Source organism: Kutzneria sp. 744 (assembly GCF_000568255.1).
Taxonomy (GTDB): domain Bacteria; phylum Actinomycetota; class Actinomycetes; order Mycobacteriales; family Pseudonocardiaceae; genus Kutzneria.
On the sequence record NZ_KK037166.1, the window covers coordinates 7,747,320 to 7,748,818 of the forward strand.

The following is a 1,499-nucleotide window of genomic DNA, read 5'->3' on the forward strand; positions in this document are numbered from 1 at the left end:
GCAAGGCCGCGCCGGAGATCGACTTCCAGGCGGTCAACGAGCGGGCCTCGTGCCGGTACATGAAGATGATCACCCCGGCGGCGCTGCTGCGCTGCCTGCGCGACGAGGCCGACGAGGTCTTCGTGGACGCCGACACGGCCGCCCGGGCCCGCGGCGCGGTGCAGCGGATGATCGAGATCGGCCAGCCCGGCGGTGCCGAGTGAAGCCCCGCTGGGAGGCCTCCGCCGACCTCGTCGTCGTCGGAACCGGCGTGGCGGGGTTGACCGCCGCGCTGGACGCCCAGGCCCTGGGCCTGCGGGTTCTCGTCGTCACCAAGGCCGCTCTCGGTGACGGCAACACCCGCTGGGCGCAGGGTGGCGTGGCCGTGGTGCTGCCCGGCGAGCACGAGGAGGGAGACACCGTCGACCGGCACGTCAGCGACACGCTGACCGCCGGGGCGGGGCTGTGTGACGCCGCGGCGGTGGAGGCGATCGTCGGCGGCGGGCCGGCGGCGGTGAGCCGGCTGCGGCAGTGGGGCGCGGTGTTCGACCAGGGTTCGGACGGCAAGCTGGCGCGTACCCGGGAAGGCGGCCACACGGCGTTCCGTGTGGTGCACGCCGGCGGCGACGCGACCGGGGCCGAGGTCGAGCGTGCATTGCTGACGCAGGCCCGTGACGGCCGAATCGCCATGCTGGACAACCACGTTGCCGTCGAGGCGCTGCGGACGCCGTCCGGGGCCGTTGGTGGTTTGCTTGTGCTGGACGGGAAAGGCGTTCCCGGCGTGCTGCGGGCGCCGGCCGTGCTGCTGGCGACCGGTGGTGTCGGCCAGATGTACCAGGTGACGTCGAACCCCGAGGTCGCCACGGCCGACGGCATCGCACTGGCCCTGCGGGCCGGCGCCGTCGTCGCGGACCTGGAGTTCGTGCAGTTCCACCCGACCGTCCTGTACACGGGTTCGGGCGCCCGCGGGCGGTGCCCGCTGGTGACCGAGGCCGTTCGGGGCGAGGGCGCGGTTCTGGTCGACGCCAACGGTTCCCGGGTGATGGTCGGCGTGCATCCGCTGGCCGACCTGGCTCCCCGGGACGTGGTGTCGGCGGCGATCACCCGTCGCATGAACGAGACCGACACCGATCACATGTTCCTGGACGCCACCCACCTGGACGGGGAGGCGTTCCGCCGCCGCTTCCCGACCGTGCACGCGGCCTGCGCCGCCATCGGTGTCGACCCCTCGGTGGACCCGATTCCCGTTGCCCCGGCGGCTCATTTCTCGTGTGGCGGCGTTATGGCCACTGTGGACGGTCGGACCGCGGTGACCGGGTTGTACGCCGCCGGCGAGGTCGCCCGTTCCGGGCTGCACGGGGCGAACCGCCTGGCCTCCAACAGCTTGCTGGAAGGTCTGGTGGTCGGTTCCCGTGCCGCTCGGGCGGTGGCCGCCGACCGGGCCGCCGGCCTGCTCGACGATCCGCGCCGGGCGGAGCTGCCGCTCGGGCCGCTGGCCGCGGCCGTGACGGAGCGGGATG

The 1,499-nt window shown here is 73.9% G+C and carries 2 protein-coding genes; both read left to right on the forward strand.

Going from position 1 to position 1,499, the window contains the following annotated elements; translation table 11 throughout:
- Nucleotides 1-203, forward strand: a 203-nt coding sequence (gene nadA / locus KUTG_RS35660) for a quinolinate synthase NadA (protein WP_043723122.1), incomplete at its 5' end; no start/stop codon positions are given.
- The coding region (nadB, locus tag KUTG_RS35665) for an L-aspartate oxidase (RefSeq protein WP_063753606.1) at nucleotides 200-1,499 on the forward strand (1,300 nt) is incomplete at its 3' end. The genes nadA and nadB, both read left to right, overlap by 4 nt.